At 72.5% G+C, this 26,305-nt stretch carries 16 protein-coding genes; 11 read left to right on the top strand and 5 right to left on the bottom strand.

Translation table 11 applies throughout. The features are described from left to right. Window positions 1–8 precede the first annotated feature (8 nt). The gene (gene pspM, locus O3438_RS14955) at window positions 9–794 is read left to right on the top strand and encodes a phage shock envelope stress response protein PspM (protein WP_269680547.1); all 786 of its coding nucleotides are present in this window, start codon (window positions 9–11) and stop codon (window positions 792–794) included. 19 nt (window positions 795–813) lie between these two features. On the opposite strand, the gene O3438_RS14950 is transcribed toward pspM, so the two are convergent. Both O3438_RS14950 and O3438_RS14945 read right to left on the bottom strand, forming a co-directional pair. Next, window positions 814–4,431, bottom strand: coding sequence for a hypothetical protein (locus tag O3438_RS14950; RefSeq protein WP_269680546.1), 3,618 nt, complete (start codon window positions 4,429–4,431; stop codon window positions 814–816). A 155-nt stretch (window positions 4,432–4,586) separates the two neighbouring features. Then, window positions 4,587–5,396 carry a DNA-formamidopyrimidine glycosylase family protein gene (locus tag O3438_RS14945; RefSeq protein WP_269680545.1) on the bottom strand — a complete coding sequence of 270 codons (810 nt, stop codon included), beginning with the start codon at window positions 5,394–5,396 and terminating at the stop codon, window positions 4,587–4,589. A gap of 109 nt (window positions 5,397–5,505) precedes the next feature. Between O3438_RS14945 and O3438_RS14940 the strand changes: the two genes are divergently transcribed. After that, a complete protein-coding gene (locus O3438_RS14940; RefSeq protein WP_269680544.1) occupies window positions 5,506–6,768 on the top strand; it encodes a hypothetical protein in 1,263 nt (420 codons plus the stop codon). Window positions 6,769–6,796: 28 nt separating this feature from the next. On the opposite strand, the gene O3438_RS14935 is transcribed toward O3438_RS14940, so the two are convergent. Both O3438_RS14935 and O3438_RS14930 read right to left on the bottom strand, forming a co-directional pair. Then, window positions 6,797–7,039: a CPCC family cysteine-rich protein gene (locus tag O3438_RS14935; RefSeq protein ID WP_088946738.1), complete on the bottom strand. Its 243-nt coding sequence runs from the start codon at window positions 7,037–7,039 to the stop codon at window positions 6,797–6,799. 25 nt (window positions 7,040–7,064) lie between these two features. Next, complete coding sequence (locus O3438_RS14930; protein WP_269680543.1) at window positions 7,065–7,865, bottom strand: SAM hydrolase/SAM-dependent halogenase family protein; 801 nt, start codon at window positions 7,863–7,865, stop codon at window positions 7,065–7,067. A 227-nt stretch (window positions 7,866–8,092) separates the two neighbouring features. On the opposite strand from O3438_RS14930, the gene O3438_RS14925 reads away from it, so the two are divergent. Beyond that, a complete protein-coding gene (locus tag O3438_RS14925) occupies window positions 8,093–8,686 on the top strand; it encodes a hypothetical protein (RefSeq protein WP_269680542.1) in 594 nt (197 codons plus the stop codon). A 182-nt stretch (window positions 8,687–8,868) separates the two neighbouring features. Here O3438_RS14925 and O3438_RS14920 read toward each other — a convergent pair whose 3' ends face one another. Then, complete coding sequence (locus O3438_RS14920; protein WP_442929605.1) at window positions 8,869–13,557, bottom strand: ATP-dependent helicase; 4,689 nt, start codon at window positions 13,555–13,557, stop codon at window positions 8,869–8,871. Between the two features lie 145 nt (window positions 13,558–13,702). Here O3438_RS14920 and O3438_RS14915 point away from each other — a divergent pair, with 145 nt between their 5' ends. The 8 genes from O3438_RS14915 (at window position 13,703) to O3438_RS14880 (ending at window position 26,287) form a co-directional block, all read left to right on the top strand. Then, window positions 13,703–14,089 carry a hypothetical protein gene (locus tag O3438_RS14915; protein WP_269680540.1) on the top strand — a complete coding sequence of 129 codons (387 nt, stop codon included), beginning with the start codon at window positions 13,703–13,705 and terminating at the stop codon, window positions 14,087–14,089. A 293-nt stretch (window positions 14,090–14,382) separates the two neighbouring features. Beyond that, the gene (locus tag O3438_RS14910; protein ID WP_269680539.1) at window positions 14,383–17,217 is read left to right on the top strand and encodes a Na+/H+ antiporter subunit A; all 2,835 of its coding nucleotides are present in this window, start codon (window positions 14,383–14,385) and stop codon (window positions 17,215–17,217) included. Between the two features lie 704 nt (window positions 17,218–17,921). Continuing rightward, complete coding sequence (locus O3438_RS14905) at window positions 17,922–18,401, top strand: Na(+)/H(+) antiporter subunit C (RefSeq protein WP_145784966.1); 480 nt, start codon at window positions 17,922–17,924, stop codon at window positions 18,399–18,401. After that, window positions 18,401–19,906: a Na+/H+ antiporter subunit D gene (locus tag O3438_RS14900; protein WP_269680538.1), complete on the top strand. Its 1,506-nt coding sequence runs from the start codon at window positions 18,401–18,403 to the stop codon at window positions 19,904–19,906. The genes O3438_RS14905 and O3438_RS14900 overlap by 1 nt, the downstream gene beginning before the upstream one ends. Beyond that, window positions 19,903–20,514, top strand: a complete 612-nt coding sequence (locus tag O3438_RS14895; RefSeq protein WP_269680537.1) for a Na+/H+ antiporter subunit E — start codon at window positions 19,903–19,905, stop codon at window positions 20,512–20,514. The genes O3438_RS14900 and O3438_RS14895 overlap by 4 nt, the downstream gene beginning before the upstream one ends. Further along, window positions 20,511–20,774: a monovalent cation/H+ antiporter complex subunit F gene (locus tag O3438_RS14890; RefSeq protein WP_269680536.1), complete on the top strand. Its 264-nt coding sequence runs from the start codon at window positions 20,511–20,513 to the stop codon at window positions 20,772–20,774. The genes O3438_RS14895 and O3438_RS14890 overlap by 4 nt, the downstream gene beginning before the upstream one ends. Continuing rightward, entirely contained in the window at window positions 20,774–21,103 is a 330-nt protein-coding gene (gene mnhG / locus O3438_RS14885; protein WP_088991858.1) for a monovalent cation/H(+) antiporter subunit G, read from the top strand. Before O3438_RS14890 ends, mnhG begins: the two co-directional genes overlap by 1 nt. A 168-nt stretch (window positions 21,104–21,271) precedes the next feature. Then, window positions 21,272–26,287, top strand: a complete 5,016-nt coding sequence (locus tag O3438_RS14880; RefSeq protein WP_269680535.1) for a fibronectin type III domain-containing protein — start codon at window positions 21,272–21,274, stop codon at window positions 26,285–26,287. The last annotated feature ends 18 nt before the right edge of the window (window positions 26,288–26,305 follow it).

Raw genomic sequence — 26,305 nt, 5'->3', positions numbered from 1 at the left:
GGGTCAGGGTGGCAGACGAGCGGGCGCGATACTTCCGGAGGCTGGGTCGGCTGCGCCGGTCCGCCCGACGATGGAGTGTGCTGGCCGGCGGGCTCGGCGGTGCCGCGGCGGTGCTGACCCCGTACGCCGGCCTCGGTCTACCCGACGCGGCCTGGGCCGGCGCCGCGGGCAGTGCGGTGGCGCTCGCCGCCTGGCGTTGGATCGACGTGCGTGCCCTGGCCGCCCAGCCGGCACCCCCCGCGCTCGACCCGGCCGAGGCCGCGGCCCGGTCGCGGGCCCGCTTGGTCGCCGCCGTCGAGCGGCTGCCGGTCGGCCCTGGTGTGCTGGCCGAGGTTCGCCGGGTCCGCTCCCGGATCGCCCTACGCGGCACCAGCGCGGGCGAGCAGTGGGCCCGCCTGGACCGGGCGGCCCTCACCCTGGCCGGGATGGCTCCCCGGCTCACCGGGCTGGCCGAGCCCGCGGTGCAGGAGGCTGCCGCCGCCGACGGTTCGTTGCGCGACCTGGCGTCGCGGGTGGCCAGCGTCGAACGAGCGCTGCGGCTGGCCCCGGCCGACGCGCGGGCACCGCTGGCCGAGGCGCACGCCGTGCTGACCGCCCAACTGGAGGGCGGTGTCGCCGCCTACGAACGGTTGGTGGTCGCCGCCGCCGGTTACCTGGCCGAGGATGCCCGCCCGGAGACCGCCCACCCGGCCGCCGACCGGCTCACCGAGGCGACCGACCTGCTGCACGGCGTTGCCGGGGCGCTCGCCGAGCTGCGCGCCGTCGGCACACCTCTGCGCGCGCCCACCCGCTGAGCCGGGCCGCGTCGGCCGGTCACGGTGGGGTCGTGACCACTACCGGGCCGGTGTACGGCGAGCTGCCCACGACGTTGAACGACCGGATCCGGTAGTGGTAGGTCACGCCCCGGGCCAGCCCGGTGTTGGTGAAACCTCTACCGGTCACCGTGAAGGTGGCGACCTCCCGGTCGAACGCCGGGTCAAGGGCCCGCTGCACGATGAACCCGGACCCCTGCCCGGTGGGTGTGCTCGCCGCCCAGGCCAGGATCACCGTCGCGGTGTCCGGGCCGGGCGCGTTGGCGGTGGCGCTCACCTCGGTGGGGGTGCCCGGCGCGGGCGGTGAGGTCACCGTGGCGACCGTCGACCAGGCCGAGGCGGCACCCAGGTAGGTGGTCCGCACCCGGTAGTAGTACGTGGTGTCCGGCGCGACGGTGACGTCCAGGTGGTTGTCGGCGACCCCGATGGCTGTGGTGCCGGGGCCGCTGGTGAACGTGGGGTTGGTCGCCCGCTGCACGTCGATGCCGGTGGCGAACGAGCGGTTCGACCAGCGCAGTGCCACCCGCAGCGGTGCGGCCGGCGGGAGCGCCGCGACCAGGCCGCTCGGCGCGGCCAGGTGCACCGAGGCCGGTACCCCGTTCGACCAGGACGAGTAGCCGACGGCGTTCTCCGCCCGGATCCGATAGTGGTATGTGACACCGGGGGTGACCGTCGCGTCGGTGTACCGGGTGGCGGTGGCCGCGACGGTGATCGTGGTGACCTCGCCGCCGAACGTCGCGTCGGTGGCCCGTTGCAGCAGGTGGCTGGTCGCCGGTGGGCGTCCGCCGTTGCCGGTCCAGGCCAGGGCGATAGCGGGTAGCGCGGTGGCCGAGCCGGACACCGGCGTGGCGGTCAGCCCGGTCGGTGCCTTCGGGGCCACCCGCAGCACCAGTGGCCGGGTCATCCCCGCGTCGCGGTGGCCGGCGAGCTGGCTGTGCCAGCGGTACTCCCAGCCCAGGTTGACCAGTTGGTTGACCACCATGGCGGGGCGCCCGTCCGCCGGGCTGACCGGGGCCGACCCGGTACGGGCCCCGGCCGGGCGACAGTGGTCGAGCAGTCGGACGCTGTCACCCAGCTTGAACGGCAGCGCCGGGGCGACCGGGCGCAACGCCACCACGACGTCCTCCCGGGGGTTGACCCGGACGGTGTCCTTCCAGCCCAGCTCGTTGCCGTGCGGTGGTCGCACGGTGCCGTCCCAGCCGACCCGGTTGACCACCTGCACGTCGCAGCCACCGAAGTGCAGCGGCTCGGTCTGCCGGACGTTGCCACTGATCCGCCAGAGCTGGGTGCCGTCGCCCGGCGCGCCCACCGGCACGGCGGGGTCGGTGGCGAAGAGCACCTCGGTGACCGGGTCGGTGGGGCCCAGCGGCAGCGTCGTCGGGTTGAGTGGCCCGGCGTGCGGGTGCCCGACGCCGAGCCGGCCGGCCAGCCGGCCGTGGTCCGGCTCGAACACCTGCTGGGCGGCCTTGACCGTGATCGGCAGTGTGACCGGGCCGGCGCTGCCCGTCGGGGTGAACGTCACGGTGCTGGCGTGCACCGGCACCGTCGTCGGCGACCCGGTACGCGTGCCGAACGCCGCGTCGTAGGCCGGCTGCGGCACGATCGGCGGGCGCTGGCTGGCCGCGTACGCCACTGGCAGCCGCTCGCGCAGCCGTTCCAGGTCGTACGGCTGCACCGGCTCCCCGCTCACCCGGAACTGGAGCAGGGTGCGGGTGTTCGGGCCGTACCCTGGCTCGGTGGGTGGCGGACCACCCTCGGCGGTGCGGTCCGGCGCGTCGGCGTGCTGGTCGTAGCGGGGGTCGTAGCCGGGCAGCGGCGCCGGCGCGTCGTTGTACAGGATCACTGTGCTGCCCGGCGGTACGGCGGAGAAGTCGACGAGCACGTCGGCCCGCTCGCCCGGGGCGAGCAGCAGGGTGTGCCCGTCGACGTTCAGCACTGTCGGGTCGAGCCGGTCGTAGCGGTAACCGATCGGTCGGTTCGGCAGCACCACCGGCGCGGGCAGCAGCCCGGCCTCGTTTCCGATCTGGACGAACGCGGGTCCGGCCGCGCGGGGGTCGGGCACCCCGCCGTCGCGTCCGTCGGTCGGCCAGCCCGGCGGACGGTCCGCCGCCTGCACGGCGGGCACCATCGGGACCTCACCGGCGTCCGCGTCGGCGAGCGCGCCGTCGGCGGTCCACATCGCCCCGTCGGAGCGGGCGCGGTAGAGCTGGAGGTTCAGGTTGCGGTCCAGGCAGGCGTTGAGGATCCGGAACCGGTACGCGCGCGGCTGCACCTCCAGGTACGGGTAGGCGACGCCGTTGACGAGCGGGGTGTCGCCGTACGCCTCGGGGACCGCGGACGGGTGCGGCAGGTCAGGGCTCAGCGGTGGTTCGTCCGGCGCGTCGACCGGGTCGTGGTGGGGGTTCGGGGCCCAGCCGTCGGTGTGGACGCCGTCCGGTGTGGGGTGGTGCGACCAGGGGCCGTAGTCCCACCGGCCGGTCGGGTTGCGCCCGCCGGACCGGTACGGGTTCTGTCTGGGCTGGTACACGTGTGGGTGCCAGAGGCTGCCCCGGGCACCCCAGCGTTCCCGGTCCCAGGTCGGGTCCTCGGCGGCGAGTTGGGTGTCGTCCGGCACGAACGTCTTGTCCTCGATCACCAGGGGGAGCTGGTCGGCCGGGAGCACCCCGTCGGCGACGAGCTGGTCCTCGGCCGGGTCGGTGAGCAGGTAGAGGGCGAGCTGCCCACCGTAGACGGTGAGCCGGGCCAGACCGGCGGTGTTGTCGTGCCACCACAGCAGCCGCCCGCTCTGGTCGTTCGGGTAGTAGAGCGTGGTGGCACCCGCGCCCGGCACCGGCATGTCCGGCACGGGGGTCACGCCCACCCCGGTCGGGTACGGAGTGATCTCCCCGGCCGGGGTGATCCACTGCCCGGGGTTGCCGGCGCTGGTCCAGCCGGTCTGCGCCCCGGCCAGGTGCAGCACCGCCCGGTTCTGCGGGTACGGCGCCGGTCCGTCCAGCGGGCCGAGACCGGCGCCGGCGATCGTGTCGTCCACCGGCAGGAACAGCTCGCCGGCCCGGCCGGTGGGGAGCTGGTTGATGAACTTCACCCGGACCGGTCGGCCCCGGCGGGCGAGGATCATCGGGCCGAGGTGCCACGGCCGGTCGGGGGGCGCCACCGTGTTGTGGCCCGTCGGATCGGTGCCCAGGTTGAGCTGCCGGTAGCCGCGCAGCCGGGTGGCCGGCAGGTCCCGGTGCAGCCGCTGCGCGTACTCCTGTAGGCCGATCTCGTAGTAGTCGCAGCCCGGGTAGCTGATCGTGTCCGGCGCTGCCACCGGCAGGTGGCTGCCGAGGTCGGTGCGGCAGTGCCGGCCCGGAGCGGGCAACGGGTCCACGAACTTGCGCAGCCCGGTGCCGGGCACCAGCCGCCCGTCGGGACCACGCCTCGGGCGAGGGCTGTGGGCGAAGTTGGGCACCGGGCCGAAGCATCGCGGCACCACGGCCGGGTCCAGGCTCGGGGCCGGAGCGGTCTCCTCGGCGGTACGCGCGGCGGGCACGGACGCCGTCCGTCCGCTGGCGGTGTCGCCCGTGTCGCGGGTCGTCCGCTCGAAGAAGGTGGAGCGGAGTCTGCGGAACATCGCCATGACTCTCCCCGGGGTCGGGGCACGACGTCCGCCACCCCGACGTGGCGGACCTCGGCACTCTGCTGACGGTCGGTGAGGGTTCAACCGCAGCATGCGACTCCGGCGGCCGGATAGGAATTACCCAATCGTCCGTTTCTGGGAGAACGTCGCGCTGGTCAGCCCGGTGCGGGTGGGCCGGGGCGTTCGGGCTGGCACACCGGGCACCAGTAGGTGACCCGGTCACCCAGCTCCTCCTTGCGGATCGCGGTGCCGCAGCGACGGCAGGGCTGGGCGCGGCGACCGTACACGTAGCTGGTCTGCCCCCGGTGCAGCGAGCCGGTGCTGCTCTGCGTCCACCGGCCACGGTTGGCGGCGAGCAGCCGCTGCGCCAGGGCCACCATGCCGGGCAGGTCCGGCACCGCGTCGACCGGCGTCCACGGCGACACGCCCCGCAGGAACAGCACCTCGCACTTGTAGAGGTTGCCCACCCCGGCCAGGTTGCGTTGGTCGAGCAGCGCCTCGCCGATGGTCTGCTCCGGGTGGTCGGCGAGCCGGCGGACGGCCTCGGCCGCATCCCAGTCCGGGCCGAGCAGATCGGGCCCGAGGTGACCGACCAGCCGGTCCTCCTCGGCGGTCGGCACCAGGGCCATCTCGTGCAGGTGGTAGCCGACCGCGACGGCACCGGGGCTGCGCAGCACCACCCGGATCAGGTGGGCGGGCCGTCCGTTCCAGCGTTCCCCCGGCGCGTACGCCCGCCAGGCGCCGTCCATCCTCAGGTGCGAGTGCAGGGTCCAGGGAGCCTCGTCGGGGGCGCCGAGGCGCAGCAGCAGGTGCTTGCCCCGGCTGGCCGACTCGCGCACGGTCCAGCCGCTGAGGTCGGTGGTCGCGAGCTGCGGCACGCGGAAGTCACTGCTGGTGATCCGCGCACCGGCGAGCGCGCGGTGCAGCACGCGCGCGGTGTTCCAGACGGTGTCTCCTTCGGGCACCCTGCCATCCTCCCTCTTTCGAGCAGAATTCGCATGTGTCGCTATTTGTACTCAGGTTCCTCATGATCTCCCGACATGCGAGGGTCAAGAGGTTCTGAGGAGAATGCCCATGACGCGACCTCGTTGTCGTATCCCGTCCGCCGCCCTCGTCGCCACGTCCTCCCTCCTGCTCACCGCAGCGCTCCTACCCACCGTCGGCGGCGTCGCCGACGCCGCACCCGACAGTTCGCTCGTCCTCTCCGCTGCCGCCCCGAGCGGCGAACGGTGGAATGCCGACCTCTCCGTCGTGGACCGCGACGACGTCAACGTCCGACGGACCGCAGCCGGGCTACGGCTGCGCGAGACCCGGGCCACCGGGCACCGCGCGCGAAGCCCGCACAGCGCCGTCGCCGAAGGGATGCTGCTGACCACCTCCCGCACCCTCGCCCGGCCGGCCACCCGGGTCCGCGCCGAGATAGACGCGTCGGTCCCCAGCGGCGCGACAGTGGAGGCGCAGGTCCGCGGCTGGCGGACCCTCGGCTGGACGGAGTGGCAGACCGCCACCGCCGGGGCGGTCTTCGACAGGTCGGTCAGCCAGGTGCAGACCCGAGTGGTGCTCACCGCGACCAACGGCGGTGCCACCGCGACGGTACGCGGGGTGCGGCTCACCGCCGACGCCACAGCCGCCGCGTCCGCCGCCACACCCGGCCGCACCTACCGGGTGTACGCCACCCGCGTCGGCCTGGTCGGCGAGGTGACCGCCAACGGCCGTACCGTGCAACCCCGGGACCACTTCGTGGCGCTGCCGTCGCGGCGCGGCCTGTCCCCGCTCAACACCGGCGACTACACGGTGCGGGTCTGCACGACCAACAGCGCCCGCTGCGAGTACGCGCCGGTCTGGGACGTCGGGCCGTGGAACACCCGCGACGACTACTGGAACCCGTCATCGGTACGGGAGAACTGGAAGGACCTGCCGCAGGGTCGGCCCGAGGCGCAGGCCGCGTACCAGTCCGGTTACAACGGTGGGCGGGACCAGTTCGGGCGTACCGTGCTCAACCCGGCCGGCATCGACCTCGCCGACGGCACCTTCTGGGACGGCCTCCAGCTGACCACGAACGCCTGGGTGGACGTCGCCTACCTGTGGACCGGTGGCGGACCACGGGGCGTGGTCGGTGACGGCCCGCTCAACATCCGTTCCGGGGCCGGCACCTCGTACGCCGTGCGGGGCCTCGCCGCCCGGCTGGCCCACGTGCCGATCCAGTGCTACGTCACCGGACAACGGGTGGTCGGGCCCTACCGCACCACCACCCGCTGGAACCGCCTGGCGACCGGTCAGTACGTCAGCCACGCCTACATCTCCAGCGTGTACGGCGGCAGCGTGCCGGTCTGCTGAACCGCACACCGCCCCGTCGGGCGCTGAGTCAGGGGCGCTCGTCGGGGCGGGCCTGCCGCACCATGTCCTGGTAGCGCGGGTGGCTGGCACCGTAGACGGCGTAGTTGAGTCGGGCGTGCGAAAGGCTCAGGTCGCCGTTGGGGCCACCCCGAACCGCGTCGGCGTCGGCGTCGGTCTGGCCGTCGTCGGTCCAGAAGCAGACCGGGCAGGTCCCCCCGCCGGTCCGTGAGGCGCAGCAGGGACAACCCACGGGAACCACTTGTTCACCCACCGGGGCAGCATTCCACAGTCGAATATCAGCGGGAAACCCGCAGGACGTCACCCGGGGCCACCCGGAGGAGGTCCACCGCCCGCCCGCCGTTGACCGCGACCGCCACCAGATCGGCCGAGTCGACGTAGACCACCAGACCATCGGCCGGTGCGTCGGCGAACGTCCGTCCCCGTACGGCCGGTCGGGTCGGCTCCGCACGGGGCGGCCCGACCCGCAGCGCCGCCGGAAGCGGATCGAGCAGCCGCGCCGGTGCGGCCAACTGGACGTTGCCGAAATGGTCCACTGTCGACACCTCGGCGGTGAAGCCCTCGTCGTCCACCGTCAGCGTCGGCGTCGGCAGCCGGACCAGGTCCGCCGGATCGACCGGCGGCCCCGCCTCGGCCAGCGGCACGCCGAGGGCCAGCCGGGCCGCCGCCGGTGCGAACACGTCCCGCCCGTGGAACGTGCTGGACACCTGATCGGCCAGCCAGCGCCGCTCGGTCAGCTCCACCGCGGCGGTCACCCCGCCGAGAGCGGCGGCGGCGTCCGGCAGCAGCCCGTTGTCCGGGCCGACCAGCAACCCACCGGGGGTGGCCAGCGCGACTCCCCGTCGGGCGGTACCCACCCCCGGGTCGACCACCGCCACGTGTACGCCAACGGGCAGGTGCGGCACCGTCTGCGCCAGCACCGCCGCGCCCCGACGGACGTCCGCCGGTGGCACCAGGTGGGTCACGTCGATGACCCGGACGGCCGGCGCGAGCCGGGCGATCACCCCGTGGCAGGCGGCCACGAAGCCGTCGGTGAGACCGTAGTCGGTGGTCAGGGAGATCCAGGGCGTGACGGACATGCCCGCAGGTTAACCACGTCCCACGCCCCATGCCCCACGTCCCACGCCCCACGCACCGCGCCAAGATCCGCGCAACATCCCTGATGGTGCTGTCTGGGTCGCGGTTGAGGCAGCAGCATCCCGGATCTCGTGCGGATCATCCGGCGGAGGGCGGTTGGCGGAAACGGGACAGCGCGGTGACCGACCGGCCCCTCGCGCCGTCCCGCGCGGTTGGGCAGACTGCGGTGGTGACACTTCGGAGCCTGCCCGCCGTCGGAGCCCTGCTGGTCGTCGCCGCCGTCGCCGCCGGTTGCGGCGGCGGTGACGACGACACGGACCCGTCGAGCGCGGCCCCCAGCGTCTCGTCCTTGTCGGCCCCGGCGGCCACCGGTCTCCCCGGTGCGCCGACTCCCTCGGCCGCCCCGTCCAGCACCGACGGGGTCGCGCCCCCGCCCCCGCCGGCGACAGCCGCGCCGCAGGGGCCCACGCAGCGCCGGCCGGCCAGCCCGCCGCCGGTGGTGCTGCCGCAGCGGCCGGCCGGGGCTCCGGGTGCCACGCAGGTGGTCACCGCGTTCAAGGCCGCGGGTCTGAAGGTGCCGCACCCGAAGGACCGCTCGGTCGACTGCGGACCGGACGGGCTGGGCCTGGGCTGCTCCGAGATCGTCGCCACCGACGCCGTCACCGTGTACGTGTTTCCCGACGAGAGCAGTGCCAGCGACATCGCGGAGACCTGGGGCGGCCAGTCCTACCGACGGGGCGCGGTGGTGCTCAACTACCTGGCGGCGAAGACCCCGGCCGCCGACCGCCCCCGCTACGAGAAGGTCCTCGACAGCCTCGGCTGAGCTCCAGCCGGAGCATGTGGTGCTCGTGAGCGTTATACCTGGGAGTCATATGTATGACTCCCAGGTATAACGGCTGACAAGGTGATGCCGACCGGCTGCGGATCGGATGACGCAGCGGAACCCACGCTCCCTCGACTCGGGCGGCGTCGGTCGCGCGACGACCGGGTGCGGTGGCGGGGCGGTCAGCCGCGCAGGCGCAGGCCACGCGGGGTGGCCCGGAAACCGGCGGCGGTCAGCGCGTCGCGCAGCGGTGAGGAGTGCACCGCCTCGCCGTCGGCCCGCTCCACCGACATCGCACCCAACGCGCCCGAGTGGACGGCATCGGCGAGCGCCTTGCCGGCCGCGGCGAGGGCGTCGGCGTCGTCGCTGAAGGAGAGCAGCGTCCGGCCGCCACGTTCCACGTAGAGGACGAGGTCACCGCCGACCTGCACCACCAGCGCACCGGCCTTGCGGCCGGCCCGGTGCCCGGTCGCCGGGGCGGCCCCGTCACCGGAGTCGAGCACCCGGTCCGGCCAGGGCAGCGCCGCGCCGTACGGGTTGGCGGGGTCGGTGGCGGCGAGCACGCTGGCCGGTGTGCCCCGGCCCCGCGCGCCGTCGGTGGGGTCGGCCAACGCGCGGAGCCGGTCCACCGCGCCCGGCACCGCGAACTGCGCCGCGCCCAGCCCCTCGACGAAGTAACCCCGGCGGGCCGCGCCGCGTTCCTCAAGGGCCGACAGCACCGGGTAGACCGCCGAGAAACCGCCGACCACCTGCTCGGCCATCACCGCGCCGCGGGTGACCACCCCGTGCCGTTCCAGCAGGACGTCGGCGAGCGCCGCGGCCCGTCGGGTCGGGTCGACGTCGCGCTCCGGCAGGCGCGACCACCGACCGGCGACGGTCGGCGGACCACTCCGGCTGGGCAGTGCCACCCGACCCGGACGCCGGTAACGGGTGCGCGGCGCGGACGGCCGTGAGCGGTGGGCACCGCCGGCGCCGAGCACCGCGCGCAGCGGAGCGAGGGTGTCGTTGGTGAGGTGCCCGGCCCAGACCAGGTCCCAGATCACCGTGGTCAGTGCGGCGTCGTCGGTCGACCCGACCCGGTCGGCCAACGCCCGGAAGAACAGCGCCTGCCCGTCGCCGAGCGCGTCGAGCACCGCGTCGTGCAACGGGGTACGGGTCAACGCCTCGTCCGGCGGCGGGAGTAGCAGCGGTGCGGCATCCGCGTACGCGAGGGTCACCCAGCCGTCGCCCCCGGAGATCGCGCCGGAACCCGCCCACAGCACCTCCCCGCTGGCGCACAGCTCGTCGAGCTGGGCGGGGGAGTAGTCGGCGACCCGACCGGGCAGCACCAGCCGCTCCAGGGCGGACGCCGGCACCGCCGCGCCCTGCAACTGCTCCACCGTCGCGGCGAGCGCCTCCACACCTCGGGCGGAGGAGCCGACCTGCTGCCAGCGGGGCAGGAACGTGGCGAGCGCCCGGGGCGGCACCGGCTCGATCTCCCGGCGCAGCGCCGCGAGCGAGCGGCGGCGCAGCATCCGCAGCACCTCGGCGTCGCACCACTCGGCGCCGGCCGAGTCCGGGGTGAACTCCCCGGAGACCACCCGTCCGGTCGCGCCGAGCCGGCGCAACGCCTGCTCGACGACGAACACGCCGAGCCCGAAGCGTGCCGCGCAGCTGGCTGCCGCGAAGGGCCCGCGGGTGCGGGCGTAGCGGGCCACCAGGTCACCGAGCGGATCGGCCACCGGGGCGAGGTACGCCTCGGCCACCCCGACCGGCAACGCCACGCCGAGAGCGTCGCGCAGCCGGGCGGCGTCCTCGACACCCACCCAGCGCTGCTCACCGGCGATCCGGACCCGTAGCACCCGGCGGGTGGCCTCCAGCTCGGTCAGCCAGGCTTCCGGCACCCCCCGCTCGGTCAACTCGGCGTCGCTCAGGTCACCGAGAACCCGCAGCAACTCGACGACGTCCTCGGCGTCGCGGGGGCGGCGTTGCTCGGTCAGCCACCGCAGCTGCCGATCGGTCTCGGTGAGCACCGCCGGGTCGAGCAGCTCGCGCAGGTCGACCCGGCCGAGCAGCTCACCGAGGAGCGTGGAGTCCAGGGCGAGCGCGGCGGCGCGACGCTCGGCGAGCGGCGCGTCGCCCTCGTAGAGGAACGCGCCGACGTAACCGAAGAGCAGCGACCTGGCGAACGGGGACGGCGCGCTGGTCTCGACCTCGACCAGCCGCACCTTGCGGTTGGCCAGGTCACGCATCAACCCGGCCAGCGCGGGCTGGTCGAAGACGTCCTGGAGGCACTCCCGAGCGGCCTCCAGGGTGACCGGGAAGTCGGCGTACTCGCGGGCGACGTCGAGCAACTGGGCGGCGCGTTGTCGCTGCTGCCAGAGCGGTTGGCGGCGGCGCGGGTCGCGGCGGGGCAGCAGCAACGACCGGGCGGCGCACTCCCGGAAACGGGCGGCGAAGAGCGCCGAGGTGCCGACCGACTCCTCGACGAGCTGAGCGATCTCGTCCGGCTCGAAGACCACCACGTCGGCGCCGGGTGGCTCGTCGGCGGTGTCGGGCAGGCGCACCACGATGCCGTCGTCGGAGGGCATCACCTGGGCGTCCACGCCGTACCGCTCGGCCAGCCGACGGCCGACGGCGAGCGCCCAGGGCCCGTTGACCCGGGCGCCGAGGACACTGTGCACGGCGAGCCGCCAGTCGCCCAGCTCGTCGCGGAACCGTTCGACCACGATCGTCCGGTCGTCGGGCAGCGAGCGGGTGGCCTCGCGCTGGTCGCGCAGGTAGGCCATCAGGTTGCCGGCGGCCCAGTCGTCCAGGCCGCCGTCGCGCAGCGCGGCCAGCGCCGCCTCGTCGCTCTGCCGCAGCAGGGTGCGCACCCGGGCGCCGATGGCCCGGCCCAGCTCCACCGGCCGGCCCAGCTGGTCGCCCTTCCAGAACGGCATCCGCGCCGCCTGACCGGGGGCGGGCGACACCAGCACCCGGTCCGGGGTGATCTCCTCGATGCGCCACGAGGAGGAGCCGAGCAGGAAGACGTCGCCGACCCGCGACTCGTAGACCATCTCCTCGTCCAGCTCACCGACGCGGGCGGCCCGCTCCGCGCCCGCCAGGAAGACCCCGAACAGGCCCCGGTCCGGGATGGTGCCGCCGCTGGTCACCGCGAGTCGCTGCGCGCCGGGACGGCCGGTGAGCAGGTCGGTGGCCCGGTCCCACACCAGTCGGGGACGGAGCTCGGCGAACGCGGTGGACGGGTAGCGGCCGGAGAGCATGTCCAGAACGGCGTGCAACGCGGAGTCGGGCAGCTCGGCGAAGGGCGCGGCCCGGCGGACCAGCACGGCCAGGTCGCCGAGCGGCCACGGCTCCAGCGCCACCATCGCGACGATCTGCTGGGCCAGCACGTCCAGGGGATTGCGCGGGTAGTGCAGCTCCTCGATCGCGCCGTCGGTCATCCGCTCGGCGACCACCGCGCAGGACAGCAGGTCGCCGCGGTGCTTCGGGAAGACCACCCCGCGGGAGACCGCCCCCACCTGGTGCCCGGCCCGGCCGACCCGTTGCAGACCGGCGGCCACGCTCGGTGGCGCCTCGATCTGCACCACCAGGTCGACCGCGCCCATGTCGATGCCCAGCTCCAGGCTGGAGGTGGCCACCACCGCCGGCAACTGGCCGGACTTGAGCGCCTCCTCGATGTGCTTGCGCTCCTCGCGGGAGACGCTGCCGTGGTGGGCGCGGGCGATCACCGGCGCCGCGCCGGTGGCCTCGCCGGACTGGGCCATCACCTCGGCCGGTGGCCGGTTGCGCAGCGGACCCGCGGGGCCACCCCACCGCTGCGCCCCGGACGCCGGGTCGCGGTCGCCCGCCAGGTCGTCGTCGGCCGACAACCCTTCCGGTACGCCGTTCGCGCCCTCGGCCGCCTCTTCGGCGGCCAGCTCGTTGAGCCGGGCGCAGAGGCGCTCGGCGCTGCGGCGGGAGTTGGTGAACACGATCGTCGAGCGGTGCTGCCCGATGAGGGTGAAGACCCGTTCCTCGACGGCCGGCCAGATCGAGGCGCGTCGTGGTCCGGGGCCGCCGAGGTCGTCCTCCGGTGGCTGCTCCTGCTCGTCGAGGCGGGTCATGTCCTCCACCGGGACCTGGACGCTCACCTCGATGGTCTTCGGGGTGGCCGGCTGCACCACGTCGACCGGGCGGGCACCGCCGAGGAACTGCGCGCAGGCGTCGATCGGCCGGACGGTGGCGGAGAGGCCGATGCGTTGCGCCGGGGCGGGCAGCAGCTCGTCGAGGCGTTCGAGGGAGAGGGCGAGGTGGGCGCCACGCTTGCTGCCGGCCACCGCGTGCACCTCGTCGACGATCACCGTCTGGACGCCGCGCAGCGAGTCGCGGGCCGCGGACGTGAGCAGCAGGAACAGCGACTCGGGTGTGGTGATGAGGATGTCCGGTGGGGTGCGGGCGAAGGCCCGTCGCTCGTCGGCCGGTGTGTCGCCGGTGCGCATGCCGACGGTGATGTCGGGCGGTGCGACACCCAGACGGGTGGCTGCCTGGCGGATGCCGGCCAGGGGGGCGCGCAGGTTGCGTTCCACGTCGACGGCGAGGGCCTTGAGCGGGCTGACGTAGAGCACGCGGCACCGCTGGCGGGCCTCGGCCGGCGCCGGCTCGCGGGCCAGCCGGTCCAGTGACCAGAGGAAGGCCGCGAGCGTCTTGCCCGAGCCGGTGGGCGCCACCACGAGGGCGTTACGGCCGGCCGCGACGGACCGCCAGGCGCCGGTCTGGGCGGCGGTGGGCGCGGCGAAGGCGGCGTCGAACCAGGCGCGGGTTGCCGCGCCGAACCCGGCGAGCACCGCGCCGGCGTCTGCGTCTGCCCCGGTCACCGGTCCATCGTGCCCCGCCGGTACGACATCCACGAGCGAGCCGACGCGGAATGTGCCCGACTAAAAGCAAAAAGCGTGGAACGTGCGCTTAATACGTTAAGTCTCACTTAACTGCTTGCTTCTAAGGAGCAACATAAAGTAACTTCACTCGCAACGCGAACCGGGGTGAGGGGATTTGATGGCCGGCGAGCAGCGCACCGTCGAACCGGGCACCGACGTGCTGATTCGCAAGGTTGACAGCCATCTTGCCGCCCTCCGTGGCGGTCTGCACGGCCCCGAGCTCGAGCTCGCCGAACGCCTCGCCCGCTGCCTGCGGGAGCTGGTCCGCTGCACCGCCCAGGCGAGCGCTGCCGATCGCGGCCAGGTTCGCGTCGCCGTCCACTACTTCGTGCTGCGTCGCGAGAGCCGTGGCCGCTTGCTCTCGGTGCGGTCGTTGGCAGCCGCCGAGAGGGTCGTCGACCGGGTCGCCCGCCAACTCGGCCGGCTGGATCTCCTGGCCGAGCTCCACCGCGACCGCCCCGCCCCGGACGACACCAACCCGCTCAACAACGCCCTCCTGCGCTAACCCCACCCAGCCCCCGCTCCTCCCTCGGTCCCACCCCCTCCGTTGGGTCGATCATGGAGTTGTGGTGGGTGACAAAGGCGCTCTTTCGTGATCGAAACGGTCACCACAACTCCATGATCGACGCGGCCGGACCGCGCCGCAGGACGCCTTCCAGCGTGGCCTCGGACGCGGAGCCGGGCGGGTGGACTGCGGACGAATTCCGGCAAAACCGCCCGGAGGGCGATGAACTGTCGTCTGATCGCTGCTAGGCGCCACCGCTGCACGGGCGTCGGCCACCTCGATCGGGAGCGCAGGTGCTGGTACTGCTCGTCCTCCACCTCGCGGCGGCTCTCGCCGCACCGCTGCTCGTCCGGTGGTGGGGTTCCAGCGCGTGCTACCCGCTGGCGCTGGCGCCGGCCGCCGCGTTCTGCTGGGCGGTTGCCCGCACCCCGGACGTCGCCGACGGCGGGGCGGTGGTCGAGACGTACCCGTGGATCCAGCAGTTGGGTCTGGACATCGCGCTACGGCTCACCACGCTGTCCTGGCTGATGACACTGCTGATCGGCGGCGTCGGCGCGCTGGTTTTGGTCTACAGCGCTCGCTACTTCAGCACCGGCTCCACCGGGATGGCGCAGTTCGCCGGGGTCCTGGTGGCCTTCGCCGGCGCGATGCTCGTCCTGGTCTTCGCCGACGACCTGCTGCTGCTCTACGTCGGTTGGGAGCTGACCACGATCTTCTCGTACCTGCTGATCGGGCACAGCACCGAACGGCGGTCCAGCCGGTGGGCGGCGGCGCAGGCGTTGACGGTCACCACGCTGGGCGGGCTCGCCATGCTGGTCGGGTTCATCATGCTGGGCGAGCACGCCGGCACCTACCGGTGGTCGGAGATCACCTCTCACGCACTGCCCGGCGGCGGATACCTGGTCGGGGCCGTGCTGCTGATCCTGGCCGGCGCGCTGTCCAAGTCGGCGGTGCTCCCGTTCAACTCCTGGCTACCGGTCGCGATGGCGGCCCCCACGCCGGTCAGCGCGTACCTGCACGCCGCCGCGATGGTCAAGGGCGGCGTCTATCTGGTAGGGCTGCTCGCACCGGTGCTCGCCACGGTCGGCCCGTGGCGGCCGGTGGTGCAGGTCGCCGGCGTGGCGACGATGCTCGTCGGCGGTTGGGCGGCGCTGCGGCAGACCGATCTGAAGCTGCTGCTGGCGTACGGGACGGTCAGCCAGCTCGGTCTGCTGATCGCGGTCACCGGGTCGGGTACCCCGGACGCGGCCCTGGCCGGCGTGGCGATGCTGCTGGCGCACGCGTTGTTCAAGGCGGCGCTGTTCCTGGTCGTCGGGATCATCGACCACGGTGCGGGCACCCGTGACCTGCGCGAGCTGACCGGGCTGCGGCACTGGTCCCGGCCGCTGTTCGTGGTGGCGGTGCTGGCTGCGGCGTCGATGGCCGGTGTGCCGCCGCTGGTCGGCTTCGTGTCCAAGGAGGCGGTGTTCGCCGCGTTCACCGATCAGCCGGTGCTCCTCACCGGCCTGGTCGCCGGGACGGTGCTCACCGTCGCGTACAGCGCACGCTTCCTCTGGGGCGCGTTCGCCGACCGGCCAGGTGTGGAGCCGGTCCGACCGGGACCGGTCGCCGCGTCGATGCTGGTCCCGCCGGCGGTGCTCGCCGGGGTGGGTCTGCTCGCCGGTCCGGCCGCGAGCGTGCTGGACCACCTGCTGCGTCCGTACGCCGATCTGCTCGGTCGGGTGGACGCGCACCTGGCGCTCTGGTCCGGGCCGACGCCGGCGCTCGGTCTGTCGGTGGTGGCGCTCGTCGGTGGTGGCCTGCTCTTCGCCCTGCGCGGGCCGTTCGCCCCCGTGCTGGCCCGGCTACGCGCGCCGGTGGGCGGCAACCAGGGGTACGAGTGGATCGTGGGCCGGTTCGACCGGCTGGCCATCGAGGTCACCGGCGCGACCCAACGTGGTTCCCTGCCGCAGTATCTGGGCGTCATCCTGGTCTCCCTGGTGCTGGTGCCCGGCACGGCGATGCTCTCCGCCGGCCCGTGGCGGGCGCGGCTCCCGCTCTGGGACAGCGCGCTGCAACCGGTGGTCGTCGTGGTGATCGCGGTCGCCGCGGTGCTGGCGGTCGGCGCCCGTCGCCGCCTGACCGCGATGCTGCTGGTGGGGATGACCGGCTACGGCACGGCGATGCTGTTCGTCCTGCACGGGGCACCCGACCTGGCGCTCACCCAGTTCCTGGTGGAGACCGCGACGATAGCGGTCTTCGTGCTGGTGCTGCGTCGGCTGCCGGAGCGGTTCTCGGCCCGCCCGCTGCGCCGTACCCGTTGGGTTCGTCGGGTCATCGGGGTGGCGGTGGGTGTGGTGGCCGCCGGGCTGGCCCTCACGGCCGCCGGTGCCCGCCGGGCACCAGACATCTCCGCCGCCTTCCCGGACCTGGCGGTGGTCCAGGGGTACGGCCGCAACGTGGTCAACGTGACCCTCGTCGACATCCGGGCCTGGGACACCATGGGGGAGTTGGCGGTGCTGGTGGTGGCCGCGACCGGGGTGGCCAGCCTGATCTTCGAGCGGTCCCGCACCGGGCCGCGTCCGCGACGGCCGGAGTCGGACCAGCGGCTGAGCGAGTCCGGCCGGTCGGTGTGGCTGCGCGGTGGCCCCACTCTCTACACGGAGCGCCGCTCGATCGTGTTGGAGGTGGTCACCCGGCTGATCTTCCACACCGTTGTGCTGTTCTCCCTCTTCCTGCTCTTCTCCGGACACAACGCTCCGGGCGGTGGTTTCGCGGGCGGCCTGGTGGCGGGTCTCGCCCTGGTGGTGCGTTATCTGGCGGGTGGCCGGTACGAGTTGACCGAGGCTGCTCCGATCGGCGCCGGCCCGATCCTCGGTGCCGGGCTGGCCGTGTCGGCGGGCACTGGGGTGGTGGCGTTGCTGGCCGGTGGCGCGGTGCTGGAGAGCGCCAAGCTCGACCAGACCCTGCCGCTGGTCGGCGACCTCCACCTGGTGACGTCTCTCTTCTTCGACATCGGCGTGTACCTGGTCGTGATCGGGTTGGTGCTGGACATCCTGCGCAGCCTCGGCGCGGAGGTGGACCGGCACATCGAGGCCACCGGTGAGGCAACCGGTGGCCTGGCCGTCGACAAGGGGGAACGGCCGTGAGCGCGAGGAGTGAGCCGGTTTTGCGAGCCCCGCAGTCGCGAACAGGAGTGGCACCGTGAGCGCGAGGAGTGAGCCGGTTTTGCGAGCCCCGCAGTCGCGAACAGGAGTGGCACCGTGAGCGCGAGGAGTGAGCCGGTTTTGCGAGCCCCGCAGTCGCGAACAGGAGTGGCACCGTGAGCGCGAGGAGTGAGCCGGTTTTGCGAGCCCCGCAGTCGCGAACAGGAGTGGCACCGTGAGCGCGAGGAGTGAGCCGGTTTTGCGAGCCCCGCAGTCGCGAACAGGAGTGGCACCGTGAGCGCGAGGAGTGAGCCGGTTTTGCGAGCCCCGCAGTCGCGAACAGGAGTGGCACCGTGAGCGCGAGGAGTGAGCCGGTTTTGCGAGCCCCGCAGTCGCGAACAGGAGTGGCACCGTGAGCGCGAGGAGTGAGCCGGTTTTGCGAGCCCCGCAGTCGCGAACAGGAGTGGCACCGTGAGCGCGAGGAGTGAGCCGGTTTTGCGAGCCCCGCAGTCGCGAACAGGAGTGGCACCGTGAGCGCGAGGAGTGAGCCGGTTTTGCGAGCCCCGCAGTCGCGAACAGGAGTGGCACCGTGAGCGCGAGGAGTGAGCCGGTTTTGCGAGCCCCGCAGTCGCGAACAGGAGTGGCACCGTGAGCGCGAGGAGTGAGCCGGTTTTGCGAGCCCCGCAGTCGCGAACAGGAGTGGCACCGTGACCGCGAGCGACGCTGGGCCGACGTTGGTGCTGGTGCTGGCCGTCGCGGTGCTGTTCGGGTGCGGGGTGATCCTGCTGTTGGAGCGCAGCCTGACCCGGATCCTGCTGGGTGTGATCCTGCTCGGCAACGGGGTGAACCTGTTGATCCTGCTGGGTGGGCGGTCGGGCGGGGCGCCGATCGTCGGCACCGGTCCGGTGGATCGGATGAGCGACCCGCTGCCGCAGGCGATGGTGTTGACCTCCATCGTGATCACCTTCGGGTTCACCGCTTTCCTGCTCGCCGTGGCGTACCGCAGCTGGTATCTCTCCGGTGACGACGAGGTGCCCGACGACCTGGAGGACCGGCAGATCATCCGCCGGGCCGGGCGCAACGAGGTGGGTGCCGTCGACCACGGTGGTGAGGGGCCGAACGGTGACCCGGAGCAGGTCGATCCGGAGCCTGCCCGTCGTCGGCTGCGGCGCGGGGACGAGGCGTGATGGGCGCGCTGGTGCCGCTGCCGGTGGTGGTGCCGCTGTTCGGTGCGGCGTTGACCCTCCTGTTGGCCGGGTGGCCCCGACTTCAGCGGGCGATCAGTGTGCTCTGCCTGGGCGGCACGCTCGTGGTGGCGTTGGTGCTGCTGGTGCAGGCGTACCGGCACGGGCCGGTGGTGGTGGCGGTCGGCGGTTGGCCGGCGCCGGTCGGCATCGTGTTGGTCGCCGACCAGTTGGCCGCGTTGATGGTGGTGGTGTCGTCGGCGGTGACCCTCTGCGTGCTGCTGTACTCGATCGGTCAGGGTCGCAGTGAGACGAGCGAGTCCACGCCGGTGTCGATCTTCCACCCGACGTATCTGGTGCTCACCGCGGGCGTGACCAACGCGTTCCTGGCCGGTGACCTGTTCAACCTCTTCGTCGGTTTCGAGATCCTGCTGGCCGCGAGCTTCGTGTTGATCACGTTGGGCGGCACCGAGACCCGGATCCGGACCGGGTCGACGTACGTGGTGGTCAGCATCCTCTCCTCGATGATGTTCCTGACGGCAGTGGGCCTGGTGTACGCGGCCACCGGCACACTCAACCTCGCCCAGCTCGCCCAACGCCTCGACGACCTGCCGGACGGGGTCCGGCTGGCCCTGGAGTTGACGTTGCTGCTGGCCTTCGCGATCAAGGCAGCGGTCTTCCCGTTGTCGGCGTGGCTACCGGACAGCTACCCCACCGCACCGGCCCCGGTCACCGCCGTCTTCGCGGGTCTGCTCACCAAGGTGGGCGTGTACGCGATCATCCGCACCGAGACGTTGCTGTTCCCCGGTGGGCAGGCGGACACGCTGCTGATGGTGGTCGCCGGGCTGACCATGGTGGTCGGCATCCTCGGTGCGGTGGCCCAGTCCGACCTGAAGCGGCTCTTCTCGTTCACCCTGGTCAGCCACATCGGTTACATGATCTTCGGGGTGGCGTTGAGCACCGCCGCCGGGCTCTCCGGCGCGATCTTCTACGTGGTGCACCACATCACCATCCAGACCACGCTGTTCCTGGTCGCCGGTCTGGTCGAGGAGCGCGCCGGCAGCACCGACCTGCGTCGGATCGGCGGGTTGGCCCGGGTGGCTCCGCTGCTCGGTGTGCTGTTCTTCGTCCCGGCCATGAACCTGGCCGGGGTGCCGCCGTTCTCCGGGTTCCTCGGCAAGCTCGGTCTGCTCCAGGCCGGGGTGGAGGCCGGCGGGCCGCTGCCCGGGGTGCTGGTGGCCGCCGGCACGGTGACCAGCCTGCTCACCCTCTACGTGGCGTCCCGGGTGTGGAACATCGCCTTCTGGCGCGCGCCCCGGCTGGCCACCGGTGAGCCCGTCGTCCAGTTGCCGAAGCTCATGGTCGGGGCCACCGTGGCCCTGGTCGCCCTCGGGCTGGCGTTGACGGTGCTGGCCGGTCCGCTCTTCGACGTCACCGCCGACGCGGCGGCCGACCTGCGCCTGCGTACCCCGTACGTGCGTGCCGTGTTTCCGGGCGGTGAGCCGTGACCGGCGCGTCCGGTGCCGGCCCGGACGCCTCCGGTCCCGCGGTGTCCGGACGCGGCCGGCTCGGGCGCTGGCGGGACCAGGTGGTGGCGCTCGGGTGGCTGGTGCTGGTCTGGAACCTGCTCTGGGGGGACGTCAACTGGGCGAACCTGGCTGGCGGCCTGCTGGTGGGCGGCGCGGTGCTGGTCTTCTACCCGCTGCCGGCGGTGAGTTTCGGCGGACGGCTGCGGCCGGCGGCGTTGCTGGTGTTCGCCGCCCGGTTCGTCGTCGAGCTGGTCACCGCGAGCCTGCACGTCGCCCGGATCGCCGTGCAGCCCGGCTACCGGCCGCGTGGTGCGATCATCGGAGTCCGGTTGCGGGTGTCCAGCGACCTGAACCTGGCGCTCACCGCGGAGGCGGTCTCACTGGTGCCGGGCACGTTGATCCTCGAAGTGGACCGGGACGCCGGCACGCTCTACCTGCACGTGCTGGACACCCACCGGCCGGCGGATCTGGACGTGGCCCGGGAACGCACCCTCACCGTCGAACGACGGATCATCCGCGCGGTGGGTTCCGCCGCCGAACTGCGCCTCGTCGAGACCGGCTCGTCCGAGAAGGGAACCCGCCCGTGACCACGTTCCTGGCCGTCGTCCTCACCGCTCTGTTGTCGGTGACAGCGGTGCTCGCGCTGCTTCGCCTCTACCGCGGCCCGTCCCTGGTGGACCGGGTGATCGCCGCGGACATGCTGCTGGCCACGATGGTCGCCGCGGTGGGCGCCGAGGCGGCGGTCAACCGGCACGCCACCACACTGCCGGTGCTCGTCGTGCTCTCCCTGCTCGGCTTCGTGGGCTCGGTGTCGCTGGTCCGCTTCGCGGTCCGGGAGCAGCGGTGATCGCGACGATCGCTGACTGGCTCGGTGCGTTCTGCCTGGTGGCCGGCGCGTTGCTCGGCCTGGCCGCAGCGATCGGTGTGCTGCGCTTCCCGGACGCGCTGTCCCGGATGCACGCGGCCACCAAGCCGCAGGTGCTCGGGGTGCTCCTGTTGCTGCTGGGCATCGGGTTGCGGCTGCGGTCCCCGGCGGATCTGGGCATGATCCTGCTGGTGGCGGTCTTCCAGTTGGCGACCGCGCCGGTGGCGGCCCAGATGATCGGGCGGGCCGCGTACCGGTCGGGGCGGCTCGACCGGAGCCTGCTCGACGCCGATGAGCTGGCCGACCGGTGACCCGACCCGGCTGCCCGGACCCAGCCCGGGGGTGCGGTCACCGCGCCGAACTAGCACACACACCTGTTTGATCTCTAGATGTAAACGTATCTATGGCAACGCCTGAACGCCTCTTGCTGCCTCGAATCGACCGCTGTGACGATGTGCGCCTCACAACGGGAGACACAAATGAAGAGACATGCGCGGGCCCGGGCCCGTGTCGCTGGCGCACTCGTCGGTGCGGTGACCCTCGGCCTGTTGGTCGGCGTGCCCCCCGGGCCTGCCGCCGCCGCCCTGCCCGAGGGCGGGATGACGGCCGCCGCACTCAACACCGAGTTCAACTCGTACGGCGACACCGCCGGCAAGTGGACGAGTGGAGACAGCACCGTCTCGATCCCGCTGCCGGACGGCCGTAACGCCTGGCTCTTCTCGGACAGCCTGATCGGCACCGTCAACGCGGACCACACTCTGCCGAGGAACACACCGATGGTGAACAACTCCATCGTGGTGCAGGACGGCTCCGACCTGGTCCAGACACTGCACGGCGGCTCGGCCGCCGCACCCACCTCGCTCGTGCGTCCGACCGACGGCAGCGCCGACAAGTACTGGGTCGGCGACGGCACGGTCGAGAGTGGCGTGCTACGGGTGGTCTACCAGCGGATGAAGACGACGGGCACCGGGCCGCTGGACTTCGCCCAACTGGACAGCGCCGTGGTCACCTTCGACCTGCCGGCGCTCACCGTGCGAAGCATCGTGGACCGGGGCTACGGCAACAGGGTCGCCTGGGGTTCAGCAGTGCTCGAGGACGGCGCGTTCACCTACATCTACGGGGCCGAGTCCGTCGGCCAGATGCGCTTCGCCCACGTCGCCCGGGTACCGGCCGGCGGACTCTCCGGTGCCTGGCAGTTCTGGACCGGCAGCGGCTGGTCCACGGCCCAGGGCGATTCCGCGCGGGTGCTGTCCGGCGTCGGCGCCGGTTTCGGCATGCAGAAGGTCGGCGGCACCTACGTCCTGGTCACCCAGGAGAACAACCTGACCTTCTCGGCCGACTTCGTGGCCTACACCGCCAGCTCGCCCACCGGGCCCTTCGCCGGTCCGTTGCCGCTGTTCACCGCCCCGGAACCGGCCACCGTCCCGGGCAGCATCGTGTACGACTCCCGTGTGCACCCGGAGTTGGCACGTGCCGGGAAGCTGTTGGTGTCGTACAACGTCAACAGTCTCGTCGCGGACGCCGTCTACGGCGACGTGAGCACCTACCGGCCCCGGTTCGTCGAGGTCGACTGGCCCCGGCCCACTCCCGATCCGACCGCGGTGCCCGCCGCGCCCACCGCCCTGACGGCGCAGGCGGACAGTAGCGGCGCCGTCAGCCTGCGCTGGCAGGCGCCCGCCGGCACCGCTCTGACGTACGAGGTCCACCAGCGGGACGTGACGGCGGGGCAGACCCACTTCGCGCGGGTCTCCACCGGGATCACCGGGAACTCCACAGCGCTGAGTGTGTTCTACGAGACCGGCCACGCCTACGAGTTCCGGGTCGCTGCCCGCAACACCGCCGGTGCCGGACCGCTCTCCGCCCCCGCCACGGTGACCGTCACCATCGGAGTGCCCGCGACGCCGACCGGTCTGGTGGCCGCCGCCGCCGACGGCGGTGCCATCACGCTCAACTGGAACACCGTTCCGAACGTCTGGCGGTACGAGGTGTACCGGCGTGACGTCACCGCCGGCGAGACCGAGGCCAGCCGGCAGTGGGACTCCTCCCCGCAGGACACCACTCTCACGATGAACGGCCTGGAGAACGGCCATCAGTACGCGTTCCAGGTGGTGGCCGTGCACGGCGGCGGCGAGTCGCCACGGTCGGTCGAGGTGACCGCGACGGCGTTCTACAGCAGACCGCCGACGCCGACCGGGCTGACCGCCACCACCCAGACCACCGGCGACATCAAACTCCAGTGGACGCACGCCAACAGCACCGACTGGTTCTACGTCTACCAACGCGACGTGACCGCCGGCGAGACGGACTTCACCAGGTTGGAGTGGCCGGTCGACACCTGCTGCACGATGACCGCTGGCGGCCTGGCGAACGGGCACACCTACGAATACAAGGTCACCGCCCTCGGCAAGGGCGGCGAGTCGGCGCAGTCCGGCGCGGCCACGGCGACCGCGCAGCGACCCCTTCCGGCCACCCCCACCGCCCTGGCCGCGACCGCGCAGCCGGACGGCAGCATCAAGCTCACCTGGCAGCAGTCGCAGCCCGAGGTCTGGTTCCAGGTGTACCAGCGCGACGTCACGGCCGGTGAGACGGACTTCACCAGGCTGGAGTGGCCGGTGGACACCTGCTGCACGATGACCGCCGGCGGTCTGGTCGACGGGCACACCTACGAGTACAAGGTCAGCGCGCTCGGTGCCGCCGGTGAGTCACCGACGTCCGCCGTCGCCTCCGCGACCGCGGACGTCGCGGCACCCGCCGCCCCGACCAACCTGCGGGCCACGGCCGGGAACGGCCAGGCGGTCCTGACCTGGGACGGTGTCGCCGACAACTGGCACCTGGTGTACGTGCGGGACGTGACCGCCGGCGAGACGGTGTTCACCCAGCTCGAATTCCCGGTCACCACCTGCTGCACGATGACTGCCGGTTATCTCACCAACGGCCATCGCTACGAGTTCAAGGTGACCGCCAGCGGGTCGGGCGGGGAGAGCACGGCGAGCAACGTCGTCGCGGTGACGCCGACGGCCCCGCTGCCCGCGGCCCCCAGCGCACTGACCGCGACGGCCCAGGCCGACGGCACCATCAAGCTGGCCTGGACGGCTCCCGGCCCGGATCTCTGGTACCAGGTCTACCAGCGGGACGTCACCGCCGGGGACGCCGCCTTCACCAAGCTCGCCACCCCGGTCACCAGCTGCTGCACGATGACCGCTGGCTACCTCACCAACGGCCACTCGTACGAGTTCAAGATCGCCGCGATCAACTCCGGTGGTGAGGGCCCCACCGGAAACGTGGTGTCCGCGACGAGTAGCCAGCCCCGCCCGGCCGCACCGACCAACCTGCGCGGTCAACCGGCCGGGTCCGGCACCATCGAACTGAACTGGGACGCGCCGGCGCCCGGCCTTCTCTACTGGGTCTACCAGCGCGATGTCACAGCGGGGCAGGCGACGTTCACCAAGTCCTCGCTGCCCAGCAGCACGAACTCGGCGACCCGGGGCTATCTGGCCGACGGCCATGTCTACGAGTTCAAGGTGACCGGTGAGAGCCAGGGCGGGGAGGGTGTCGCCTCGGCGACCGTCCGGGTCACCGCCGTGGGCGGGGCGCCTCAGGCGCCGAGCGGGCTGACGGCCACCGCCGGCGACGGCAAGGTGATCCTCGACTGGACGGCCAGCCCGACCGGCGGTTCCTGGTACCAGGTCTATCTGCGCAACGCGAGCGCCGGCCAGTCGTGGCAGAAGGTGGGCACCCCGGTCACCACCTGCTGCACCATGACCGCCGGTTACCTCACCAACGGCGATGTCTACGAGTTCAAGGTCACCACCATCAACGGCGCCGGGGAGTCCACGCCGACGTCGGTGGCCAGCGCCAGGCCCTTGCCACCGGTGCCGGCCGCACCGTCCGGCCTGACCGCCACGTCGGGGGACGGGAAGGTCGTCCTGAACTGGACGGCGAGCCCGAGCGGCGGCGTCTACTACGACGTCTACCTCCGCGACACGACAGCGGGACAGTCCTGGCAGAAGGTCGCGCTGCCGGCGACCTGCTGCACGATGACCGCGGGCTACCTCGCCAACGGCCACCGCTACGAGTTCCGGGTGGCGGCCAGCAACATGGCCGGTCAGTCGGCGACCAGCAACGTCGCGGCGGCGACCCCTCTCCCGCCGTTTCCCCAGGCGCCGTCCGGCCTGACCGCCAGTGCCGGCGACGGCAAGGTGACGCTGCGGTGGACGGCCAGCTCCACCGCGAAGGTGTACTACCTCGTGGAGTACCGGGCCTCCGGCGCGGCGAACTGGACCCGGCTCAAGTTGCCGGTCACCCAGTGCTGCACCTTCGTGGCCGGCTACCTGGGCAACGGCACGACCTACGACTTCCGGGTACGTGCCACCAACCAGGCGGGGGACAGTTCTCCGAGCAACACCGCGTCGGCCCGGCCGATGCCGCCGGTCCCGCAGGCGCCGTCCGGGCTGAGTGCGGCGGCCGGGAACGGCAAGGTGACGTTGACGTGGAGCAGGAGTTCGACGCCGAACGTCTACTACCTGGTCGAATACAAGACGAGCACCGCGTCGACCTGGACCAGGGTCAAGATGCCGATCACGTCGTGCTGCACCTTCGTGGCCGGCTACCTGGGCAACGGCACCACGTACAACTTCCGGGTGCGGGCGACGAACATGTCCGGTGACAGCACGCCGAGCAACGTCGCCTCGGCCAAGCCCATGCCGCCCGTGCCCACGCGCGTGTCGTCGCTCTCCGCCAGCTCCAACGGGGTCAGCCAGGTGAACCTGAGCTGGACCAGGAGCAGCACCGCCGGGGTGTACTACTGGATGGAGTACCGGACTGCCGGGGATTGGCACTGGATTCGTCTGCCACTGCCTGCCACGGGCACCTCCGCCTCCCTGAAGTACGGATTCTCGGACGGCGAGTTGCACGAGTTCCGGGTGGTCGCCTTCAACATGTCCGGGGAGAGCGCCGACTCCCCGATCGCCGAGACGGTCGTCCAACGGTCCGAGTACGCGAGGACCCGCGGCGGAAACGACCTCAACGGCAGTAATCTCGTCGCCACCCGGGTGCTGGGGGGCGGAAGCTGGTGTGACCCGGGCTTCGGCTCGCGGGTGTGCTACGGCACCTCCCCGGCAGGAGATCAACCGGCAACCGTCGGAGACTACTTCTTCTACGGTGGGAGCGAGAGTTCGTACCGGTCCCGCCTGCGGTGTGAGGCGTACAAGCGGGCGAACATCCGCTTCGGCTACGGACGGGTCTCCGCCGACATCAGGGGCCCGGATCTCCCCCGGCACGAGGTGATCCACTCCGACGCGTACGCGCGATACCCGTCCGCGGCGAACTTCCTGGCGGACTACGGAATCCAGTCGGCCTACTCGAGAGTGACGACTGGGAACGCCTACGAGGGGAACAGGTTCGAGAAGGAGGCCAATCTCTACTGGGGCGGATACTTCGTCTTCGATTCGGGGCGTCGCTACGGCGGTACCTCCGAGTGCAACTGGTTGTACTGACGCCGCACCGACCAGGCA

This window comes from Micromonospora sp. WMMC250, from assembly GCF_027460215.1.
In the GTDB taxonomy this organism is placed as follows: domain Bacteria; phylum Actinomycetota; class Actinomycetes; order Mycobacteriales; family Micromonosporaceae; genus Micromonospora; species Micromonospora taraxaci.
Note: the sequence above shows the minus strand (reverse complement) of the source record. Positions and strands in the feature narration are given on the sequence as shown.